A 22,061-nucleotide genomic window follows, 5' to 3' on the forward strand; every position below is an offset into this window, starting at 1 on the left:
TGCGCTAGATAACAGATTGTGATTTAACTTGACATTATTGCTGTCTGATATCAGTGTTTCAACACTTTTCGGTAAAAATTAATTTTTGTCCTCATGATGTTTAAGCTGTTTGAAATTGCGGCAGCAAGTTATATGGTTGCTGCCTTTTTTCATGTGCTGTAAATATGAATTGAATTGTTATTGTATAGAAGCGAAGGACGAAATGGTGACAGGGAGAAGGTATGAAGAAACAACTTTATACGAATACATGTCTTGCTAAAAAATCTGCGATTTCCACAAGTAGAAAAAACCTTGTTGTGACGACTTTCGCCACTGTTTTGGGTTGCCTTTTTTCCGTTGGACAGAACGCTCATGCGGGTTCATTAGAGCAAGCAAAACGACTGCATGACCGAATTGCTGGTGTACCGGCTTCTGAGGCGACCCTCGTCACGATGGCAAATATGATTGATAACAATCAAGTCATAGATGCTGCTTATTTGGCAATGGAGTCGCCAGCATTTTATTCAACCACATTAAAGTTATTCGCAACGCCTTGGACGAATATCGATCAGGACAATTTTGCGCCGTTAAATGATTACACCGCAACGGTGATCGGGGCGGTGCGAGATGATGTGGATTTTCGACAAATTCTGCAAGCGGATATGGTTTATGTGGGAAAGGCTAGCCTAAACTTGCCAGCTTATAACACCAACAACAATGACCATTATGAGGCGTTAGATGAACGTTTTGTTGACCTTGCAGATGGCCTAGAGCGGACGACACAATCGAGTGTGAATGGGTTACCTGCTGCGGCAACCGCAGGTGTGATGACCAGCCGAGCGGCTGCAAAATCATTTTTTTATTTAGGCACGAACCGAGCCATGCTGAGGTTTACTCTGATGAACCACATGTGTACTGATCTTGAGCCGATTAAAGACAATACTCGGGCTGCAGATCGGATCCGCCAAGATATTAGCCGAAGCCCCGGTGGAGATAGTCGCCTATTTATTAATAACTGCTTGGCGTGCCATGCTGGGATGGACCCGTTAGCGCAAGCTTTTGCCTATTATGATTATCAGTTTGACCGTGATGCGGATCCGTTAGGGGAAAATGGTGCGATTCATTATAACCAAAGTGGGCAAATTGATGCGGCAACCGGAAGTCGAGTGACGGCGAAATATCATATCAATGCCACGACATTTCCTTATGGTTATGTGACTGAAAACGACAACTGGCAGAATTATTGGCGTGAAGGCCCAAATCAAAGGTTAGGCTGGAGCCCCAATTTGACGGGTCAAGGTAGTGGAATGAAGTCACTGGGTGAGGAGCTGGCAAACAGTCAAGCTTTTGCACAATGCCAAGTGAAAAAGGTTTTTCGAACCGTGTGCTTACGGGATGCGGAAAGCGAAGCGGATTTGAGCCAAATACACGTCACCACAGAATCATTTAAGCAAAGTGATTATCAACTGAAGCAAGTCTTTGCCGAAGTTAGTGGTTATTGTATGGGAGAATGATTGTGAATCATCCAATGAAAAGCTATATCTCGATTATCGCATTTACCCTCCTGCTGAGTGCATGTGGCGGTGGTGATGTTGAATCTAACCCGCCGCAGCAACAAGACCCGCAATCAAATGAATATACGGGGCCGGCGCCGCAAACCGAAGATATTCAAAAGTATAAAGTCTCTTTGTGGGACAATATCTGGACTGAAGACAAGTGTGGTGCCTGTCATACGGAAGGTAATCAAGCGCCATTTTTCGCTAGCCGCAATAATGTCAATGATGCTTATGCCGCTACAAACCCACTGGTTGATTTGGTTAACCCTGCGACTTCTCGGCTCGTTGAAAAGGTTGCCGGAGGTCATAACTGTTGGCTGGCAAGCGATATCGCTTGTGGTGAAACCATGACCCAATGGATCAAACTGTGGTCAGATGACAGAGTCAGCACAGCCAATACAATTGAGTTAACCGAGCCAGTTGAGCGGCAACCGGGTGCCAGTAAAAACTTTCCTGCTGACTCAGCTTTGTTTGCGCAAAATGTTTATCCACTGCTGAATCAATATTGTGTTGAATGCCATAACGAAGCTGCAGATGTCGCGCAATCGCCATTCTTCGCCAGTGGCGATATGGTGCAAGCTTACGAGTCTGCGAAACAAGTGATCAGCTTAGATGAACCCGCCCAATCACGCCTCGTGGTTCGTCTTGGCACGGAATTCCACAACTGCTGGTCGAGTTGTCAGGCGAACAGCGCCGAAATGCTTGCAGCCATAACTGCGATGACAGATCAGATCCCTGTCGATGAAATTTCAGCTGAAATGGTTGTTTCGAGATCATTGCGCTTGACTGATGGCATTACGGCTTCAAGTGGGGGGCGGTTTGAAAATGATGTGATTGCGCTATACCAGTTTAAAGCGGGCGAAGGGAATACCGCTTATGATACGTCGGGAATTTCACCCGCAGCGAATCTGACTTTAACTGGTGATTTTGAGTGGTTAGGAAGTTGGGGGTTAACCTTTAATAACGGCAAAGCCCAAGCCAGTACCGCGAGCAGTAAAAAGCTTCATGATTTGATTACCGCAACCAATGAATTTTCTATTGAGGCTTGGGTTACCCCGAACAACGTTGTTCAAGAAGGACCCGCAAGAATTGTGACCTATTCTGCGGGAGATAATGAGAGAAATTTCACTTTAGGTCAGACTCAATACAATTATGACTTTATGCTTCGTAGCGAAGCTTCAAGCCCCAATGGTGAACCCGCTTTAAGCACACCAGACGCCTCAGAAGTGTTACAAGCGACTTTGCAACATGTGGTATTAACCTATAGTGCTACGGATGGGCGACGTATTTATGTCAATGGCCAACTTATTGAGGTTACCGATGAAGATATTGCCCCGTTGGCTTCTTGGGATGATAGCTTCGCGTTAATTTTAGGCCGGGAGGCATCAAATCAACATGTATGGCAAGGTGATGTTCGGTTATTAGCTATTTATAACCGCGCACTAGAGACTGAACAAATTCAGCAAAATTATAATGTGGGCGTTGGTGAGAAGTTTTTCTTGTTGTTCTCTATTAGTCATTTAATCGATTTACCAAAAACCTATGTCATGTTTGAGGTCAGCCAATTTGATAACTATAGCTACCTGTTTAATGATGCGGCACTTGTCAATATAGATGGTTCCTCAGTCTCTGATAGTTTTGAGGTGAAAGGGCTCCGTATTGGTTTAAACGGTAAAGAAAGTGCTCAAGGACAAGCCTACTCCAACTTGAGTGAATCAATTGTAAGTGGTCAAGCGCTTGCTTCACCCTTATCTTTATCTCGATTAGGGACGATTATTGGTCTTGAAAAAGGTGCAAGCCAAGATGAGTTCTTCCTGACTTTTGAGCAACTCGGCGAACATACAAATGTGGTCATCCCTGGGGTGATTGTGCCTGTCGATGAGGTGCCTGCGACCTCAGAAACTGCACAAATTGGTATTCGTAACTTTGCTGAAATTCATCATTCAATGAGCCTGCTAACTGGCGTCGCTCAAAATGAAAGTAAGGTTGCAGAGACCTATCAATTGGTGAAACGTCAGTTACCGAATATAGAAAATATTGAAACCTTTATCTCAGCGCAGCAAATGGGAATTACTCAGTTAGCGATTGCCTATTGTGATACCGCAATAGAAGACAGCAGCATTCGCACACAATGGTTTCCAGGCATTGATTTTACCCAAGCCCCTGCGAGTGCTTTAAGTGCCGCCAATCGCAGCCAGTTATTGACGCCTTTGATCGCAAAGCTTATGCCTCTCGATTTAACGACTCAGCCTGATCAATCTACCGTTTACACTGAACTCGATAATTTAGTGACTCGGCTTTCGGTCTGTGGCAGCAATTGTAATGCAGAGCGAACCAGAACCATCGCAAAATCAAGTTGCGCAGCTGTATTAGCCAGCGCAGTGATGTTGGTTCAATAGGGGGATGAATGAATAGTTTAAGCATGCTAAAACGAATTGACGTTGAAGTTCTGCCTCAGCACCTTGTCGGTGTGATCATTCGTCCTGGGGCCTTATGGATTGCGTGTGGGCAAACGTCGATGGAAAGAATAAGCAAGTGTAAAAGGATGAAGCCATGATGAAAAAGAAGCATTTACACCCGGATAGTCCTTTACTATTTGCCGATCATAGACGCCCGCTGACAAGACGGGAATTTATTGCAACCGGCTTGTGTAAAGGCGGCCAAGCTATAGCCGGCATGTCCTTGTTCAGTTTATTTGCGAATCCTAACCAAGCTTATGGCGCGCTTTCTAGTGATCTTGAGGCATTGCGAGACTCCTGCGGGATCAGTGTTCAAGGGGCTGGGAAAATACCTTTTATTGGCTTTGATTTAGCTGGTGGCGCCAACATAGCAGGCTCTAATGTGCTGGTCGGTGGTGCTGGCGGGCAGCAAGACTTTTTGTCGACGGCGGGATATAACAAGCTCGGCCTTCCTGGGGATATGGCGCCTTCGATTGCCAATCCAGACACGGGGGCTTCAGATTTTGTTAATACCGACTTGGGGCTTGCATTTCACTCCGATTCCAGTTTTTTAAGGGGGATTTTAGAAAAGGTTTCCCCTGAAACGGCAAGCCGAATTAACGGGGCGGTTATTCCATGTCGTTCTGACAATGATACAGGCAATAACCCCCACAATCCGATGTATGCAATTGCCGCAGCAGGTGCCAATGGTTCATTGATGCCGTTAATTGGTTCGCGTAACACCGATTCTGGTGGTAATTCGATGGCTCCGGCAAGTTTTATTGATTTGAGTAAACGCCCAACCAAAATTGACCGTCCCTCAGATGTGACTGGTTTGGTGGATGTTGGGGACCTATTTGGCTTACTGTCTCAAAGTGATGCGGTTGCTGTGATGGAAAGTATCCAGCGCGTGAGTGCACAAAAAATGTCGTCGGTGAATAGTCAAGTGACCCGAGATGACGTCATTAAAGATATGGTCAATTGTGGGTATGTGAAGAGTGCTGATTTGGCTGACCGCTTTGGGGATCCCTCGACATTAAACCCTGTGCTTGATCCTGATATTGTTGGCCCTGGGGGTATTTTTAATATCGAAGAGTTTGACAATGAATCAGAGTTTAGAAAGACCTCTTCCATAATGAAGCTGGTTGTTAATGGCTATTCAGGCGCGGGCACAGTTACCATGGGAGGATTTGATTACCATACTGGCGAACGTGGAACTGGAGAGCTCAGAGATCTTCGCGCTGGACGCTGTATGGGCGCTTGTTTAGAGTACGCAGCCCGTCGCAATATGCCATTAATGTTGTATGTCTTTAGTGACGGTTCGGTCGCAAGTAATGGCCGCATTGATGACTCCGTTGAAGGACGAGGGAAAGGGGAGTGGACTGGTGACAACTCATCAACGGGTGCTTCATTCTTTTTGGTTTATAACCCTGGCGGACGACCGCAACTGATGGGGGCTGACGTTGAACAAGCGGCTCGTCATCAGCAAATCGGTTTCATGCGACCTGATGCATCGGTTGATACTGCATCGGCCCCAGCCGCCAACAATGTCAATTTGCTGGTAGATACGGTCTTACTTAACTACATGGCTCTGCACGGCGAACAAGGCCAATTTGCGAATGTTGCACCTCGTCAAGGCCTAGGGAGTGGGGCGGCACTAGATGCTTTGACTGCTTTTCAACCCATTGTCTAGTGGATGAATTGAATGTCGTTTACCTGAGTTTGTGATGTTATTATTGTGACAATAAAAAAGCCTTGGATGAGAGTCCGAGGCTTTTTTATCCATGTGATTGCATGCTTCGATACAGCGCGAATCTAGACGTTAATTTTGTTGTAAGCCTCTGGAAACATGCATCGTTTGCTGATTATCAATAATAATGGCTTCAAATTCTGGCAATTTATTAATTAAAGTCATGCCATCGACTAAACCCTTTACAAAAACAGCAGTGGAGAGCGCATCAACGTAAGTTGGGTCTTTACCTATAATGGAGACACTCACAACTTTTCGTGCGGAGTCGCCAGTTTTTGGGTTGATAATATGATGGTAACGAACACCATCTTGAATAAAGTAACGCTCATAATCTCCAGATGTGGATATGGCTTCATCATTTAATGGCAAATGAACGGCAGTTTTCTGCTCTGCTCTGGGGTGTTTAATGCCAACATGCCAAGGACGTCCGCGGCGATCGCCCAATAAACCTGTATCCCCACCGGCACTGACTAAGGCATGTTCAACGCCATTATTTTTTAAAATGGCTAGACAGTTTTTTACTGCATGGCCCTTGGCTATCCCACCTAAATCGATTTTTACGTCTGTTTTGTCGAACTGAATACTTTGCTCTTTCGAGTTGAGTTTTATGGCTTGGTAGTCAATGGCTGTCAGTGACTTTGAGATTTGTGCCTCACTTGGTTTTTGATGTTTGCGATAATTATAGTGGTAACCTACAGAGGCATAGGTAATGTCGAATGCACCTTGGCTAAGAATCGAAACATCCAGTGCCGTTTTGATTAACTGATATAGCTCAGCGCTAATTTGAACGGGATGTTTTGCAGCTTCTTGGTTGATACGACTAAGCTCACTGCTTTCAATATAGGGGCTCATCGCGGCGTCAATCCGCTGCATTTCTTGTTCTACTAATTGGATGTAATCTGTGGCTAGGCGAGGGGCGTTGGCGGTGTCATTAAGCCAGAATTCAACATGAGCACGTGTCCCCATCACATTGAATGTTTTTTGATGCCATTGAGCCCAAGCAGTGTTTGTACTCAAAAAAAGCATAGCAAAGAGTGTTAATTTTCTTAGAAGTTGATGGCAATTGTTCACAGAAATTGCTCCATTTTCATGATTCTACCTTGTTTAGCGGATGGGCTTCTCCACTAAAGCTTTCGTTTTGGATGAATACTTAATCTATCGTGAGATCAAATACTGCGTTCACAGAAGCACTGAATTTGATGTTTTCTTGGAGATATTGACCTGGTGCATTGGCAGCTTTGGCGTCAGCCATCATTTCGACTGCACGGTTGGCACCAAAGCGATACTGACTGTGCTGGGTATGTTGGCTGATACTATAAATTGGGCCAAGTTTAGCTCCAAAAGACTGGGCCAATATCTGCCCCTGATTCCGCGCATTTTTTACGGCTAACTGGATAGCGTCAGCCTTCAGTGATTCAGCTTTTGAAGACTTGAGTTCTATGTGGCGAATCTGATTCACTTTGACTTCAAGTGCAAAATCCATCAAGGCGTTTAATAGAGAAATGTCTTCTAGGCTGACAGTGACATCTCTGCGGGCACTATAGCCGGTGATTTCCCGTTTATTTTTAGAGCCATATTGGTAATTTGGCTGGGTATTGATGCTTGAGGCGGAAACGTTCTGTTTATCGACTTTAAATGCCTTTAGGCCTTTTAGAAACTGATTTACCCGCTGATCAACATTATTTTTAGCAGCCAAACTAGTCGGTTGCGTACTTTCTAGGTGGAGTTGAACGACTGCGATATCGGGTTTTGCAGTAACTTCTGCTGAACCCGTAACAGAGATATAACGGTGATCTGGCAATCCATTGGCAGCGCTCAGTTGAGCATATGTTGTGCAGCATAGAATAATGAAAGTATTCAAACATTGTGTTGTTCTGTTTTGCCATCCCATTGTAGATACTCCTTGTTAGAAAGCCGAATTCAGGGTTAAACCTAGTACCCACCGACAGCACTGCCGGAACGTCGTGGATCTGAAGCGCCGTATAATCCTTTTTCTGTCACCATAATGGATTGCGTACTTCCCATGGCATTTTTAACGCGGACATCATGGCCTTTGGACTTTAACAAAGAAACGCTATCTTGGTTTAGGCTGCGTTCAACGCGAACGTAATCCGGCTGCCATTGGTGATGAATGCGCGGTGCGATGCTTGCTTCAGCAATATTCAAACCGTGATCGATCACGTTCATAATCACTTGTAATGTTGTGGTGATAATCCTTGAACCGCCGGGGCTACCAGTGACTAAATAAGGGGCGTTGTCTTTCATCACAATCGTTGGACTCATCGAACTTAGCGGGCGTTTATGGGCCTGCACGTTATTCGCGACACCGCCAATTAAGCCATAGCCATTAGGGGTTCCTGGTTTTGCTGAAAAATCATCCATTTCATTGTTCAGTAATACTCCAGTGCCTTGTGCTACGAGTCCTGAGCCATAGCTAAAGTTCAGTGTATAAGTATTTGAAACCGCATTTCCCCACTGATCGACGACTGAAAAGTGGGTTGTTTGATCGCTCTCATAGGGCAAAAGAAGTCCCGGCTTTATCGTATTGCTCGGGGTCGCTTTGGCAAGACGGATTGATTTTGCTATCTGTTTGGCGTACTGCTTATCGGTAAGCTGGAGAAGCGGCACATCATAAAAGTCAGGGTCTCCTAAATATTCACTGCGATCCGCATAAGCACGTTTCATGGCTTCCACCATCAGGTGAATCGTATTTGCGGTGTTATGACCGTAATGAGCAATTGGGAATTGCTCGAGGACATTCAGCATTTGAATAATATGGACTCCGCCAGATGATGGCGGCGGCATGGAGATGATCTGGTAGCCGCGGTAGCTCCCGCGAATTGGCTGACGAGCGACGGCTTTATAATTTGCTAAGTCATTTAGAGACATCACGCCACCGGCTTGTTGGATACTGGCAATTATTTTCTCTGCGGTCTCGCCCTCATAAAAGCCTTTGCTGCCTTGCTCCGCAATATTTTTTAAGGTTGCGGCTAAATCCGTTTGAATTAATCGCTCTCCGGCCATATAGGGGACATTATTCTCTTTATAAAAAACCGCAGCAGTACTGGGCCACTTACTCAATCGACGTTGCAGACCTGTGAGAGAACGCGCAAGGTCGTCAGTGACGATAATCCCTTCCTGTGCGAGTTTGATCGCGGGTTGAATCACCTGTTGCATGCTCATGGTGCCGTATTGCGCTAATGCGAGCTCCATACCCATGACTGTGCCGGGAACACCAACGGCTAAACCGTGGCTACGGCTTAGCGCACTCACTGGATTCCCCTCGGTATCGAGAAAAATATCTTGATGTGCTTTTGCGGGTGCCATTTCACGATAATCGATTGCAATGCTTTTATTTTCTTTGGCCAAATGCACCAACATGAAACCGCCTCCACCAAGGTTACCAGCTCGGGGGAGCGTTACAGCAAGGCTAAATCCAACCGCAACGGCAGCATCGACGGCATTGCCACCTTGTTTGAGAATATCAACGCCGACTTGTGTTGCTAGGGCTTCTTGGCTAGCAACCATGCCATGCTTTGCCCACACTGGTTGGGCTGTCGCTTGATAACTAAATATTGAAGATGAATTAGCGTAAGTACTAGGGGTACTGAAACACAAAATGGCGATAACAAAAGTAAACGCCGCCTTTTTGATTAGTAGCATATCTGTTAGGTTCTCAAGGTAAGCTGCGAAAAATATTCTGCGATTAGTCGCCGAATTCATATAGCAATGTGACGGTTATGCACCTGAATTGCAACCAATTGGAGGCACTTTTTATTGCTTGAATCTTTGACCCTTGAAACCTTAGATAGCATCGGAAAAATCGACGCGAAAATCTGGGATGATTTGATGGCATCGCTAGGAAATCCAGATTCTGATTCGATAAGCCTGAACGGTCACCCTGAAGGCTTGAATCCATTTAATCGCCATCATTTCTTGCATGCGCTCGAACAATCCGGATGTGTATCGGCCAAAACGGGTTGGCGCCCAATGCATATAGTATTGAAGAGTAATCAACATATTGTTGCGGTCATGCCGCTCTATTTAAAAAGTCATAGCTATGGTGAGTATGTTTTTGATTGGGCGTGGGCTAAGGCCTATGAGCGACATCAAATTGAGTATTATCCCAAGCTGTTATCGTCAATCCCTTTTACGCCAGTTGCTGGAAATCGAATTGGAATCGCCACATGGTTAGCCAAGGGAGAAATTGATCAAGTTTATCAGCTATTGAGAACGCAACTCGATCAACTGATGTTGCAGCTTGATTTATCGAGCTGGCATTGTCTTTTTTTGCCTCAAAATCAATGGCGACAGTTGATGGGGCAACACGCCGACGGCAAGCCCCAGTCAGTGATGACATTGTCATCTAAGGGGGCGATTGCTGCTTGCGCTGATCCGGAGTCGCCAGCATACGGGTTAGCTCGTCACGGAGTACAATTTCATTGGCAAAATAAAGGTTATCGATGTTTTGAAGACTTTTTGGCCACACTCACCTCAAGAAAGCGTAAAAACATCCGTAAAGAGCGGGCTGTGTTTGCACCGCGAGCTTCTAGTCAAACGCCGCAATCGATGAAGTTTGAGTTTGAATTTGTGGAAGGAACACGACTGAGTAAAGCCCAAATTCAAGAGTTTTATCATTGTTATCAAGTGACTTATTTGAAGCGCTCAGGGCATCATGGGTATCTCAATTTGGCATTTTTTGAACACTTAGTGATGAGTATGCCTGAGCAAGTGTTAATGCTGAGAGTACTCGATAGACAACGGGTTGCATCGAGCGAGGGGAAAGAACAGCTTAAGCCGCAGTTATTTGGGCCAACTTCGCAAAGCGTTCCACCTGAAGACCTCAGTGACGACAATGTCGAGCCTCAAAGTCGGTTAGTTGCCTCTTCACTATTTTTTAAAAGCCAGACGCATCTTTATGGTCGCTATTGGGGGGCATTGGAAGAGGTGGAAGGGTTGCATTTTGAAGCCTGTTATTACCAAGGAATAGACTACTGTATTGCCAATGGATTACAGGTATTTGATGCGGGTGCTCAGGGAGAGCATAAATTAGCAAGAGGCTTTGAGCCGGTTCAAACATACTCCAATCATCAAATTGCTCATCCTGAATTTTATCAAGCGATTGCCGAGTATACGGCTCAGGAACGACGAAATATGAAGGTATATTTGCAACAGTCTCAGGCAGCATTACCCTTTAAAAAAGGGGACAACGTTGATGGGTAATTCGTGAGTTAATTTCTCTAATGAGAAAAGGAAAGGAGAAGCTGCCACTGAATGGGTAAGCATTATAAATTGATAGGCAGGAGTATTGATGATCAGACTAGCCGAGTGCGAGCCATAAACCAACGCCGACCATTAAGCTGCCAGCAATTCGATTCATCCATTTGATATTGTCACCACGGGCTAGAAACAGTCTCAAACTTTTTCCTCCGCTAGCATAGGCCATCATACTGGTAAATTCAGTGACTGTAATCACGGCTAAAAGGCCCGCAAGTTGCGGAACGACAGGGTATTCCACATTGATAAAAGGCGGCAGCAGCGAGATCATAAATGCCCAGCCTTTGGGATTGGCTATTGCGGTTATAAAGCCTTGGGAAATTAGGCCAACTCGAGTGGTTGATATGGGCTCGCCATTTAAGTTCGCCATACGCCCTTTTGCCCGCCACATTTGAAAACCCACAAACCCTAAATAAAGCCCACCGATATATTTGAGCGCGTTAAAAAGTTCGGGGTAATTGAGCATCACACTGGCAACTCCCATTACTGCAGCGATTCCGACTAAGGCCACACCGACGAGTTCTCCTAGCATCATCCACATCGTGCGACGTACGCCAATTGTCATGCCTAAGGTCATTGCCAGTGTCATACACATACCAGGGGTAATAGAAACAAAGAAGAAAGTTGGGAGGAATACCGCGAGCAGCGTAAAATCAGGCATTAAAATTCGTATAGGCAATGAGAAAGGCCATAGTGTAGTAGATCCGTCGGTGTGAAAGAAGCAGCTTTGTAGCTTAATGTTAAGCTTGACAGTGCATTGGGAGCCTAGCTAATCAGGCAAAGGTAAAATAGAGAAAAAGGCGCTCAGCCCCAAGGTCTAAACGCCCTATATAATGCTCATTATTCAAGATGAACTGAGCTTAAAATAGAAACTCTTGTGTGTTGAACTTACAGCACGCCACGCCGGACCTGATCACGCTCTATGGATTCAAATAGAGCCTTGAAGTTACCTTCTCCAAAACCAAGGTTATTTTTACGTTGAATGATTTCAATAAAAATTGGCCCAAACAGGTTTTTGGTAAAGATCTGCAATAAGTAACCTTGCTCGTCGCCATCTACCAATATCTGGTGATGTTTAATGCGCTCTCTGTCTTCGGTGACTTGTGGCAATTTGTCAAAGATTGTGTCGTAATATTCAGGAATAATATCTAGCGTTTGAATTGATGTACCTTCCATCGCATCGAGCGAACCGACGATATCACGGCTCCGAAATGCTAAGTGCTGCACACCTGGGCCGTTATATTCATTTAAATACTCATCGATTTGGTTCTTATCATTGCCTTTCCCTTCATTAATCGGGATACAAAAGCTGCCATCTGGCGAGCGCAAAGCGTAAGAAATAAGCGCAGTTTGAGAGCCTTTAATGTCGAAATAGCGCACTTCGGTGAAGCCAAAAATGTCTTTATAAAAATTGGCCCATTTTTCCATGGTGCCTTTGTAAACATTGTTGGTGAGGTGATCGACTTCGATAAAACCCTTTTCTTCTACGAGAATCGGAGTTTCTAAATCGACAAAATCCGTTGCGTAAAGGTTATTGTCACCTGTAAATGTATCTACAAAATAAATCAGGCTGTCGCCAATGCCATAAATTGCCGGATAAGACAGATCTTTTGCTGATTCCGTCGCCGGTTTGGCACCGCGCTCCACAGCGAGGTTAAACGCGAATTGCGCGTCTTCTACCCGCCAGCCCATCGAACATATTGCTGGGCCATGGCTTTTGGCGAATTCCGCGCTAAATCCAGATTTTTGCCGGTTGAGCAGAAAGTTAATATCGTTTTGTTTGTAATACACGATGTCTTTGTCTTTCGCCTTTTTCAGCATGGAAAAGCCAAAGTCTAAAAACACTTGGTGCATAAAATCGCCGTCAGGGCTGGCAAACTCGGTAAATTCGATTCCAAGTAAGCCCAAAGGGTTTTGTTCGCTAGCCATGTCAATTTCCTCTTTTCTGCACTGATTCTCTGTCAGTGTTGTCTTGCGTTAGTTGGCGTATTACATACGCGTCATTGATAAAAGTGTTTTAGTTTTCAAGCCATGAGCGGTTGTAGTCTGTGCTCATCGTTGATTGAACGTGTTCTGTGAGTTTTAGGGGGGCAAAAGTGTCAACCATGACGGCGTATTCATAGGTTTCTTTTTTACCTATGGATGCTTCGGTTCGCCCAGGTTGTGGCCCATGGGGAACTCCTTTTTGATGCAATGTGAGGTAGCCTGCTTCGATACCGCTACGGCTCATAAAGTCACCATCGACGTAGTAAAGCACTTCATCACTATCAATATTATTGTGGTAATAGGGTGCTGGTATTGCCTGAGGGTGGAAGTCATAGGGACGGGGCACAAAATTACAGATCACAAAGTTGTGAGCGGTAAATAGCAAGTGGTCAGAAGGAGGCAAATGGATTTTGCCAACTTTAGGGGCGTATTCCTCAATGTTGAATGCCCAAGGATAGACACACCCATCCCAACCGACTAAATCAAAGGGATGCCATTCTAAATCATGTTGCTGATATCGCTCGCCAAATTTACTGATAAGTGGAAATTCGCCTTGTTCAACGACAGGGCGCTGCAGGGTGGGTGTACGAATATCTCGTTCACAATATGGAGCTGACTCAAGTAGTTGGCCATATTCATTGCGGAAGTGTTTGGGCACTTCAACCATAGAACTCGATTCAATCACAAACAACCTAACCTGTTTATAGTCGCTAAACTTCAACTGATAGATGGTGCCGCGAGGAATGACAAGGTAATCCCACTTCTTGATCGCAATCGCACCATATTCACTTCGCAATTCCCCCTGACCCTCATGGACAAAAATCACTTCATCACAGTAGGCATTGCGATAAAACTCTTCCGTGTCTTCGGTTACTTTTGCGGTATACATCGCAACGTCAGCATTGAAAAAGAGCTTGTTGCGTGCGCTAAAAAAGTTGCCTTGAGTGTCCGCTAATCGAGAATCAAGTTTATAGTTTTGGACTAATGGATCATGCCAACTATCCCCATGAGAGAGTTGGTATGGACGGACTTGCAACGTCTTAGTGGGCATATTGTGGTGGTATTTATTGGAATAAATATTGGCAAACCCGTGGGTCGAAAATAATTCTTCTCGGTAGAGTTCTCCGTTTGGCTTTTCAAACGTGGTGTGGCGCTTAGGTGGGATATCGCCTTGTGATATATAAAATGGCATGAATCATCTTCCTTTCCATAGCAAGCCACGACAATTGGTGGCAGGGAGCGCTGAACATCGCTTCTTATTTAATGTGATCTAGTTAACAATTTAGTTGCTCGAAAGAACAAAAAAAAGAATAATAAATTGGTTGTCTTAATCAAAAAATATGATTGTTTGTTATAAAAAGGTGTTTGTTGATTGATAACGTGAAGTGCGATTTATAACCAAGGGGATAAGAAAATGCGAATTGATATCGAAGCTTTTCATGTTATTCAAGTGCTGGTTGAAGAGGGCAGTTTTGCAAAAGCCGCGCTGCGACTTCATAAGGCTCAATCGGCGGTGAGTTACCAAGTGAAAAAGCTTGAACGCCACCTTGGTGTCAAGCTATTCGATAGAGACCCATATCGCGCTCAATTGACGGCTGAGGGTGCAGCGATTCTTACAGAGGGCCAAAGGCTGTTACAGCAGCTCGCCAATATTGAGCACCTAGCAGATCGCTATAGTCAAGGTTGGGAACCGAAGCTAACGATAATTATTGATGGTGCGCTGCCCATGGAGCCCATCATGATCGCTTTGAAACGGATGACCGAGCATCAAATTCCTACAAAAATCCAGCTGAACATGGAATTTTTAGGAGGGGTTCAACATCGGTTCGAACGTGATAAAGCCGATTTAATGTTAGTTAAAGACTACCGAAGTGGCCCTGCATATGTACCGCAAACATTACCCAAAATCACCAGCGTGCTAGTTGTATCGCGCCATCACCCATTATCGGTGCAGTCGAATGTCAATTTAAATGAATTGCAACAACATGTTGAATTAACGATTGAAGACTCGTCACCAGAGAAAACGTTTCGAGATGAGATGCAGTTTGGGGGCGATAAAGTATTCTATCTGTCGGGGTTTATTATGAAAAAAAACGCTTTGAGTATGGGCTTGGGTTATGGATGGATGCCAGACTTTATGGTTAAAGAATCTTTAGATGCAGGTGAACTAGTCGAGGTAGACTTTGTCGGGGGCAGTCGCTTTAGCTTTACTCCACAATTAGTTGCTACGCTCGAGCGGCCACTGGGGCGGGCTGGTGCGCTGTTCACTCAGCTTGTAGCAGAAGAGTTTTCAGCTATGCAACATGAGTCTCATACCGGTTCCATAGAATAAGGTGATTTAATGAGTACCTGTAAAACATTGGAGCAATATTTGAGAGCAACCTTTTTTATTCATCGAAAGGGGTGAGAGAACATACTTCTCTCACCGTCATTATTAAAAAAGTTGTATGGATTTCTTGACTAGTACTTTGCCATTTAAATCTACCAATGTAGCTTCAACTTTTCCTGGCCATTCATTTGGCCCGCCGACGCTTACTTTAGAGGACCATTGACCCTTGTCATTTCCATAAAGTAAGTGGCGAGCAATATTTTTCCTGTATCCGTTTGGAGAAATATGTGTCCAAGTCGCAAAGAGCGCTGTTTTGTCACTTCTTGAAGCATGCAAAAAATCAATTTCATATATTAGTGCCAAATCAACATTTTTGGTACGGCTGAGTCTTTCTGGGGAATTGATTATGTCCCATCTCCAATGGCGCTTACTATGTTCTGCTAGGCCAAACTCTATGTCATCAATTTCAAACTCATGGTGTTTATATTTGAATTCGTTAGCTACCATTTCTTGAAGCAATTTTAGCTCAGAGGAGTCGAACTTACCCTCAGTGAATATTTGAACTAGAGCTTCTCGTTGGGTGTTTCTCGTTTTGTTATTGACCGCATTAAATGGTTTGTTTTCTGAATCACTTTTAATGTTTTTTAATGACAATAGTTGTGTACATTTCTCTACATCCCTATTGCTTTCATAATAAAGGCAGTAGATTTTTGCCATTTGAATAAATACTTCTGCATTTGAGCCAAGTTTCGCAGCTGTAGAATAGTGATGTAAAGACTGTTCTAAATCTCTCGCTGCATAACGTCCTTCTCGATATATATGTCCTAAAGATGTATGCGAATTGACATCGTTTTTGTTTGCTGCTTTTTTATAAAATTTTATAGCGTCAGCAATGTATTTTTGTGCATTTGGAGGAATAGCGTCAGAGATCGGATTTTGATTGTGTTTACTCTCCTCTAAAATTAAATCCCCCTTTCTTAATAGTAAGTACCCAGCATTATTTGCAGAGCGAGTATGTAGCATCTTGTCAGCTTTTAGATAATATTCTAGTGCTTTATCTATATTTGATGGAGCTCGGTTGTCGAAGTTAAAGCCATCTGCGATCATAGCAATGTCTTTTGCAAGCAATTGTTCATCAACAGGATCTAGTGGAGTTCGTTTTGGTTTCTGTTCGTGGTTTAATTGTCTTTGAATGTAATCAGCAATATACGCAAGTTCATGCCTACGCCATTTTGTAGAAATGTGTCCGTGGCCTGTCTCATCATAAAAGAGAGTTTCTACGTTAGCGTTGAAGTGTTTTAGTACATACTCCATTCGCAAAGAGTGTTCAATACTAGCAATTAGGTCATCTTTACCTGCAATGAGAAGAACAGGTGAATTAATGTATTTAGCTAAATATACGGGGGAGTAGTTGAGGAGTTCAGAATTTTCTAGACCAACAATTTCTTCTATTGACTTTTTAGCGTCATCCGACATATTAAAGTTGTAACTGTTAAAAAGTAAAGGTAAATCATATACACCATAAGCTCCTATAACACATTGGTATTCATTTGGATGCATAATCGCAAGCATCATAGATGAATATCCACCATAACTTGCTCCCATGACACATTTGTTTTTAAACTGGTGAGTTTTATTAACGTGGTTTACCGCTGCTGTAATGTCTTTTTCTATGGATTTTCCAAATTCTCCTTTCCCACTTTCCATGAATTTTTTTCCGTAACCAAGCGATCCCCTAAAATTAACTCTTAGTACGGCGTAACCTCGGCTAGTGAAAAATTGAGTTTCTTCATTAAAATAACCACTATAATCTCTAACGCCTATAGGGCCACCATGTGGGATAACTATCAGTGTTCTATTAGCTGTAGAGGTTGTTGGTAAAGTTAAGTAGCCCTCAATATTGATTCCGAGTTCACTTTCTGCAACAAAAGCCTCGGTGGTATTAAAGTCATACTTAGATAATTCGGGCGATATTTCAGTCAGTAAACTAAAACGCTTGTCTTCGTTATCGAGTAAGTAGAAACTTCCCGGATCCGAAGACGAAAAAACAAAAACTACTAATTTTTTTCTATCTGTACTGGTAGTAATAATATTGTAGTTTTTACTAGGGAATTTAGATGAAATGCTCGTATTTACAGTTTCATCAAAATGCACCTTTTCCAAGTGGTGTCTTTTTAATACTCCATGTTCAAAGTAGGAGACAGATTCTATTTTGCCGGTGCTATTATTTGGAGTAGCGTAGACTAAGTCATATTTTGGATGTTCAAATATGATGTCAGTTAACTTTTGAGTGTGTATGTCAAATTTATAAAGCGCGACTTTATCTGTTTGTTCATTACTAAGTACAGCTAAAGTTTTGTTATCGATGAAGCTGATTGGTTGAAATGTTTGGTTAGCATCATTAATCTGATAAATATCGTTCCATTCTTGTTGTTCTAAATTTCTATGTTTTACACTGATGGTATTGTTTTCTGCTTGATAAGTAACTGCAAATAACATGTTGCTTGTATCGTCATGAGCAAAATAGATGACATCCTTTAGTTTGCTTTCAATTATTATTGATTGCTTAAAGTCTTTTTCAATTAGCTGCTTGATCGATATTTTATATAATTGATTACCTGTCTCGCCTTTGTCTTTTTTTTGTGCATAGAGAAGGAGGTTTGGTTCACTATTTAAGGTACTTACTAAGTAACCGTTCTTAGGTAGAGAATAGTTTTTTGTTTTAATTTTTCCATCTAAATTGGACAGTTCAAGAAGAATTTTGTAGTTTTTGTTTTTACGGTGCATGTTGATGTAGATCGCGTTTCCGCTAATCCAGACATACTCTTCTAACTGATCGTAGCGCTCAAACTTTGTCAAAAGCCTGTATTGTTTACTTTCAATATCAATAAGTGCTAAATATTGCTGACCATTTTCCGTAACTAATGCTGAAAGGTGACCTTCTATAGGGGCAAACTGTATCTGAGCAATAGCTGGTGGTTGATAAAGAACTGTTGTTGGGATTGGCTTTGATTCAGCAATAAATGTCGTAAACAAACATAATACAAATATTAGCTTTCTCATTGGGTATTGTCCTTTTCTTTAGCCAGACTTTCTGCATACTCTAGGAAATCATCGTTCCCTGGGCCTACATATCTAACATTTTTAGAATCAAAAACTTTGGGGAATGATGTTTTTAGATAATTTAGTGCTGCTGTCGATCGATTTTGTAAGAACAAAGTAGCTGAAATATCAAGTGCTCGGAAGCCGTTAGATTGCGCATCTACATGTATGTCACCTATATAATTTACCTCGCCAGGCTTAACCTCAAAGTCCCAGTACCCGTCTATTAGCTTCATATATATACGCTTGGCAAACCGAATGTCGTTTATTTTATATTTTCCTGAAGGAATATCGACGAGTATATATTTAGAACCATGCCGAAGGTCATTTTGTGTCAACTTTAGGTAGTTTTCACCGCCTATTGTGATGCTATGCAAGTCGGTGTTCGTGTCGATTCCTAATAGCAGATAACCAATGTTTTCTTCTAGCTTTTGGTCACTGTCTGCCGACATGGACTCTAATTTTTGTGCGCAGCCAAAAAGAAGAATACTTATGACTAGAGATGAAACATATTTTAAATACTGATTCATTTTGTCGCCTTTTCTATTTATTCCCGCGAATTTAAGCCCTAGATTTCAAGCTGTTAATTGATGTTGGTTTTTGAATATCGGTACTACAAAGTACATGTTCAGTAATATAAATCAAAGTTAATGGTTACCAAATAGTATGTATACTGAGTGATATGTCACAAAATTTTGCATATTGAAGTATGTGTGTCTATGGTGTGAAGTGTCGCTTAAAATGAACATTATGAGTTTAATTGCTTGAAAATAATCTTAGACTTTCATCCTAAAGCATAGTTGTCATCATCTTTCATTCAATTCAATCTGTTTTTGATAGTAGTAGACAACTAATGAAAATGGAGCAGGTATGTTAGGTAATCGTGGTGGGAATAAAGAAATTAAGCGCAATGTCTCGGGTTTTCGTCAGGTAAACGTTGAGCATCTGAATGGCGTTGACTGGCTGATTATGAATCATCCCCAATCACGAAACGCCCTGTCATGCGGCATGATTGCCGACTTGTCCAATGCACTACAGCAGGCCAATGATAATCCGAAAGTAAAAGTCATCGTAATTGCAGCCAACGGCCACGTTTTTAGTGCAGGGCATGATTTGAAAGAAGCGAGTGGTCGCAAGAACCTAAAAGGCAGTAGCCAACAAGAAACCGTAAATACGATGTTAGACACCTGCGCAAAGTTGATGTTGTCATTGAATCAATCTCCAAAGCCTATCATTGCTTGTGTTCAAGGAGCTGCGACGGCTGCTGGATGCCAGTTGGTGTCTATGTGCGACCTAGCCATCGCGAGCCAAGACGCGGGTTTTTGTACTCCAGGTGTAAATATCGGTATTTTTTGTAGTACACCGCTTGTTGGAATTGGTCGCAATATCGCAAGCAAACATGCCATGGAAATGGCGCTCACTGGCGACATGTTTAGTGCGCAAGATGCGTTTCGTTTTGGATTAGTCAACCGCGTTGTGCCATCGGTCGAGCTAAAACAGCAAACTCAATCATTGGCACAGAAAATTGCATCTAAATCTGCTCTGGGAATCGCGAGTGGTAAGCCTGCGTTTTACCTCCAGCGAGACTTGCCAACCAAAGATGCTTTGACCTTTGCGAGTCGATGTATGATGGAAGCCATGTTATCTGCTGAATGTGAAGAAGGTGTCGATGCGTTCTTCGAAAAGCGTTCAGCAAACTGGGCTGAATTATCTTGATACATTCTTAGGTTGACATAATATGTCACTCATGGAAAGGTAACATTTCACTTGGTTAAAAGCACGTTGAAGCCGTTTGAGTTATTGGACCTCATTTATTGATAAGGAAGAAACTATGTCTAAGCAATGTCATGAAGTGGATTACGAAATTAAAGGTCACAGCATGCAGTTGGTTGAAGTGGAACTTGATCCCCATGAGACCGTGATTGCCGAAGCTGGTGCCATGACTTATATGGAAGAAGGTATTCATTTTGAAGCGCGAATGGGGGATGGCTCAGAACCCGATTCCGGATTTTTCGGCAAGCTCGTTGGGGCTGGCAAGCGAGTTTTAACCGGCGAGAGCATCTTTATGACGCACTTTAGTAATCAAGGTGCGGGAAAGCAGCGCGTTTCATTTGCCGCGCCGTATCCCGGAACGATATTGGCGATAGATTTAAATGAGCATGGTGGTGAACTTATCTGCCAGAAAGATAGCTTTTTAGCTGCAGCGATGGGTACGTCTGTCAGTATGCGCTTTAACCGCAAGCTGGGTACGGGGTTCTTTGGTGGCGAAGGTTTTATTCTCCAGAGCCTGCAGGGGGATGGCATGGCTTTTGTTCATGCCGGAGGAACTCTGATTAAAAAAGAACTGAATGGTGAAACACTGCGTGTAGATACTGGATGCTTAGTGGGCTTTGCTGCGGGAATTGATTATGACATCGAGCGTTCTGGTTCGCTCAAGTCCATGGTTTTTGGTGGAGAAGGCCTATTTTTAGCAACCTTGAGTGGACATGGTACGGTGTGGCTGCAAAGCTTACCATTTTCTCGGATGGCAGACCGAATTATTGGACATGCACCATCGATGGGCGGTAGCGATCGCGGGGAAGGTTCGGTGCTCGGGGGCATTGGCCGTATGCTTGATGGTCGTTAAATCCATGTTGAGCTAAGTGAATCAAGGGCCATCATTGGCCCTTTTTTGATAAGTTGAAACAGATTTGCATCTTGCAATGCATTTTAAACGTTCCGTCGAAGCCGACCTGTATAAATTGGTCGAAGGTCGATATCTTCTTTCAATACAGCGGAAGTTCGGCGATCTTTACTTGGTTTCTAAGTGGTGATTTCTTTTCGCTGAATCGAGCTGTTTTCTTTAAACTTTCTTTATTTCTTCGCCGCTAGATCAGCATTAATATCCTTTGTCATTCTTGTATTTGGACCTGTTTTTTTACCCGTACATAGCGGTGTGATTATGTATGTTATTGAAATAAATAGACTAAATAAGTGTCGTTATGGAGGGGCGGTGGCTTAACATGGCAATTGATTAGACTTGCGACAAAATGGTTCTAAAGTTTTTGCATTTATAGGTTTGTTAAGCGCAAGTTCAGCTGCTTATTCATAAAGTGCTAATGAAGTATATGACTTGGTATAGCTTATGCAGAGTACTCAGAAGTTAATCAACATCTAGTTCTGATGCAGTGAATTCTTGAGCTAGTATGTCGGAGGTGCATCATGCAAACCTATTTAGAGCAAACAAGACAACTATTTTTAAATCAATATATTGATGAATTTCGTAGCGGCAATAATATCGTTGCTCAAGGTCGAATTCAGGATTTTATCGAAGATGTTGCTCAAGAAGGACTGTTATTAACTCAATTTGATTGGGCTGACTGGTATCAAAATAGCCACTTAGTTGACAGACCCGAGTACATTGCGAGTGCATCTCGATATGAGTGTATGTTGCTACTGACAGCAATGACTCGACTGGAAAGGTTTAGTCCTGGTGTACTGGATAATATGCGTCGTAAAGGTGTTCTCATTGCAATTATTGAGCGCTTGCAAACACTCAATAAACAAAAACCTTGTTGATCGTGTTACGTAGTGCTTTAGTCTAGAATCGACGTGTTCGCCTTGTAGTTAACTCTCTGTATTGGTTAGATTAGTCTGGAACTTTC

Annotated in this window: 17 protein-coding genes; 9 read left to right on the forward strand and 8 right to left on the reverse strand. The window is 43.1% G+C overall.

Annotated elements, in window-relative coordinates; genetic code table 11:
- Window positions 1-221 precede the first annotated feature (221 nt).
- The 4 genes from IEY18_RS06300 to IEY18_RS06315 are packed head-to-tail and all read left to right on the forward strand — an operon-like array spanning window position 222 to window position 5,666.
- Window positions 222-1,493, forward strand: a complete 1,272-nt coding sequence (locus IEY18_RS06300; protein ID WP_229779752.1) for a hypothetical protein — start codon at window positions 222-224, stop codon at window positions 1,491-1,493.
- A 2-nt stretch (window positions 1,494-1,495) separates the two neighbouring features.
- Window positions 1,496-3,934: a LamG domain-containing protein gene (locus tag IEY18_RS06305; RefSeq protein ID WP_229779753.1), complete on the forward strand. Its 2,439-nt coding sequence runs from the start codon at window positions 1,496-1,498 to the stop codon at window positions 3,932-3,934.
- Window positions 3,935-3,942: 8 nt separating this feature from the next.
- On the forward strand, window positions 3,943-4,092 hold the full coding sequence (locus tag IEY18_RS06310) for a hypothetical protein (RefSeq protein ID WP_188918897.1): 150 nt from the start codon (window positions 3,943-3,945) through the stop codon (window positions 4,090-4,092).
- Window positions 4,089-5,666, forward strand: a complete 1,578-nt coding sequence (locus IEY18_RS06315) for a general secretion pathway protein GspF (RefSeq protein WP_188918899.1) — start codon at window positions 4,089-4,091, stop codon at window positions 5,664-5,666. Before IEY18_RS06310 ends, IEY18_RS06315 begins: the two co-directional genes overlap by 4 nt.
- Window positions 5,667-5,795: 129 nt before the next feature.
- On the opposite strand, the gene IEY18_RS06320 is transcribed toward IEY18_RS06315, so the two are convergent.
- The 3 genes from IEY18_RS06320 to ggt form a co-directional block, all read right to left on the reverse strand.
- The gene (locus IEY18_RS06320; RefSeq protein WP_188919201.1) at window positions 5,796-6,749 is read right to left on the reverse strand and encodes an FAD:protein FMN transferase; all 954 of its coding nucleotides are present in this window, start codon (window positions 6,747-6,749) and stop codon (window positions 5,796-5,798) included.
- Window positions 6,750-6,873: 124 nt separating this feature from the next.
- Window positions 6,874-7,614 carry an SIMPL domain-containing protein gene (locus IEY18_RS06325; RefSeq protein ID WP_188918901.1) on the reverse strand — a complete coding sequence of 247 codons (741 nt, stop codon included), beginning with the start codon at window positions 7,612-7,614 and terminating at the stop codon, window positions 6,874-6,876.
- Between the two features lie 41 nt (window positions 7,615-7,655).
- Window positions 7,656-9,386 carry a gamma-glutamyltransferase gene (ggt, locus tag IEY18_RS06330; protein ID WP_188918903.1) on the reverse strand — a complete coding sequence of 577 codons (1,731 nt, stop codon included), beginning with the start codon at window positions 9,384-9,386 and terminating at the stop codon, window positions 7,656-7,658.
- Window positions 9,387-9,500: 114 nt separating this feature from the next.
- On the opposite strand from ggt, the gene IEY18_RS06335 reads away from it, so the two are divergent.
- On the forward strand, window positions 9,501-10,946 hold the full coding sequence (locus IEY18_RS06335; RefSeq protein WP_229779754.1) for a GNAT family N-acetyltransferase: 1,446 nt from the start codon (window positions 9,501-9,503) through the stop codon (window positions 10,944-10,946).
- Between the two features lie 97 nt (window positions 10,947-11,043).
- On the opposite strand, the gene IEY18_RS06340 is transcribed toward IEY18_RS06335, so the two are convergent.
- The 3 genes from IEY18_RS06340 to IEY18_RS06350 all read right to left on the reverse strand — a co-directional run bounded on the left by IEY18_RS06340 (window position 11,044) and on the right by IEY18_RS06350 (window position 14,178).
- Window positions 11,044-11,661, reverse strand: a complete 618-nt coding sequence (locus IEY18_RS06340) for a LysE family translocator (protein ID WP_188918905.1) — start codon at window positions 11,659-11,661, stop codon at window positions 11,044-11,046.
- A 227-nt stretch (window positions 11,662-11,888) separates the two neighbouring features.
- Window positions 11,889-12,929 carry a 4-hydroxyphenylpyruvate dioxygenase gene (gene hppD / locus IEY18_RS06345; protein WP_188918907.1) on the reverse strand — a complete coding sequence of 347 codons (1,041 nt, stop codon included), beginning with the start codon at window positions 12,927-12,929 and terminating at the stop codon, window positions 11,889-11,891.
- An 88-nt stretch (window positions 12,930-13,017) separates the two neighbouring features.
- Window positions 13,018-14,178 carry a homogentisate 1,2-dioxygenase gene (locus IEY18_RS06350; RefSeq protein ID WP_188918909.1) on the reverse strand — a complete coding sequence of 387 codons (1,161 nt, stop codon included), beginning with the start codon at window positions 14,176-14,178 and terminating at the stop codon, window positions 13,018-13,020.
- A gap of 222 nt (window positions 14,179-14,400) precedes the next feature.
- Here IEY18_RS06350 and IEY18_RS06355 point away from each other — a divergent pair, with 222 nt between their 5' ends.
- Window positions 14,401-15,318, forward strand: a complete 918-nt coding sequence (locus IEY18_RS06355) for a LysR family transcriptional regulator (protein WP_188918911.1) — start codon at window positions 14,401-14,403, stop codon at window positions 15,316-15,318.
- A gap of 102 nt (window positions 15,319-15,420) precedes the next feature.
- On the opposite strand, the gene IEY18_RS06360 is transcribed toward IEY18_RS06355, so the two are convergent.
- Together IEY18_RS06360 and IEY18_RS06365 are read right to left on the reverse strand one after the other, a co-directional pair.
- Window positions 15,421-18,378 carry a prolyl oligopeptidase family serine peptidase gene (locus IEY18_RS06360; RefSeq protein ID WP_188918913.1) on the reverse strand — a complete coding sequence of 986 codons (2,958 nt, stop codon included), beginning with the start codon at window positions 18,376-18,378 and terminating at the stop codon, window positions 15,421-15,423.
- Window positions 18,375-18,947, reverse strand: coding sequence for a hypothetical protein (locus tag IEY18_RS06365; protein WP_188918915.1), 573 nt, complete (start codon window positions 18,945-18,947; stop codon window positions 18,375-18,377). Before IEY18_RS06365 ends, IEY18_RS06360 begins: the two co-directional genes overlap by 4 nt.
- A 340-nt stretch (window positions 18,948-19,287) precedes the next feature.
- Between IEY18_RS06365 and IEY18_RS06370 the strand changes: the two genes are divergently transcribed.
- The 3 genes from IEY18_RS06370 (at window position 19,288) to IEY18_RS06380 (ending at window position 21,975) form a co-directional block, all read left to right on the forward strand.
- A complete protein-coding gene (locus tag IEY18_RS06370) occupies window positions 19,288-20,133 on the forward strand; it encodes an enoyl-CoA hydratase (RefSeq protein ID WP_188918917.1) in 846 nt (281 codons plus the stop codon).
- 115 nt (window positions 20,134-20,248) lie between these two features.
- Window positions 20,249-21,043, forward strand: a complete 795-nt coding sequence (locus IEY18_RS06375; protein WP_188918919.1) for a TIGR00266 family protein — start codon at window positions 20,249-20,251, stop codon at window positions 21,041-21,043.
- A gap of 575 nt (window positions 21,044-21,618) precedes the next feature.
- Window positions 21,619-21,975 (forward strand): DUF6508 domain-containing protein, encoded by a 357-nt coding sequence (locus tag IEY18_RS06380; protein ID WP_188918921.1) that lies wholly within the window; start codon window positions 21,619-21,621, stop codon window positions 21,973-21,975.
- Window positions 21,976-22,061 lie beyond the last annotated feature (86 nt).

This window comes from Shewanella gelidii (assembly GCF_014647855.1).
GTDB classification, from domain to species: Bacteria; Pseudomonadota; Gammaproteobacteria; order Enterobacterales; family Shewanellaceae; genus Shewanella; species Shewanella gelidii.